At 62.5% G+C, this 879-nt stretch carries 1 protein-coding gene; it reads right to left on the reverse strand.

What is annotated here, in order from left to right:
- Positions 1 to 593: 593 nt before the first annotated feature.
- The coding region (locus J6497_RS42500) for a transposase (protein WP_312010403.1) at positions 594 to 879 on the reverse strand (286 nt) is incomplete at its 5' end.

An 879-nucleotide genomic window follows, 5' to 3' on the forward strand; every position in this document is an offset into this window, starting at 1 on the left:
AAGCCCAGCCGAGGCCGCCATTAATGCACTGGCCGATCGTCGGCGACGGCTGGGCCGCCCACCATAGTCCTCCATGCGCACGGACCAGGTTTCCGCCTCCGCACGGTCCGACTCCCGGATGGCCTTCTGGGCGGCCTCCCGGGCGGCCTGAGCGCGTATGTCGGCGCCCATGATCCTGCCGCCCCAGATAACCTCGCGCGGTTTCGTGCCCATAGCCGGGCGATTACACCGCCAGCGCGGCCGGTTCGCAATCCACGAGGTTTAGGGGCACCTTGGCGTTCCGTTACCAGTTCTCGGTCAAGTAGGAACGAAATTGGTCGACCATCGTCGGACCTTGGCTTCCGGCCGACTCCTCAAGCCCAGGCCGGAGGAAAACCTCCAAGGTTGGCGGCCCCAGCGGTTCTGGGGCCGTTTTCTCACAACGCCTGCAAGCATCGGTAGTTCGCGCTTTGAGCCGCCATCAGGCAGCCCTACTCTATCTGCTCGGGATGTAGTTCGCGCTTTTGCGTCTCGCACCGCTCGATCAGCAGCGCGATGCCTGATTGAGTCGACTGGTCTGTCACTCGGGCCGAGAGCGTCTTATACCAACGGCCTTAAGGGCTGACCGTTGCCCAATGGCGTGTGGTGATGGCAGCGATCCGCGGTGGATCTGTTGCAAAGAAGTTCCAAGCGTCGCAGGTTTTGTTGACGATGTCGTCATAGTCATCGAACACGGTGATGGCGAGTTTGTTTGCACGCAGGTAGGCCCAGACGTTTTCGATCGGGTTGAGCTCGGGCGCATAGGGCGGCAAGCGTAGCAGGGTGATGTTGTCTGGAACGGAGAGGGCACCGGCACCGTGATAGCCGGCGCCGTCGAAGACGAGGATGGCATGTGCGCCG

Origin of the sequence: Bradyrhizobium cenepequi (assembly GCF_020329485.1) — a bacterium.
Taxonomy (GTDB): domain Bacteria; phylum Pseudomonadota; class Alphaproteobacteria; order Rhizobiales; family Xanthobacteraceae; genus Bradyrhizobium; species Bradyrhizobium cenepequi.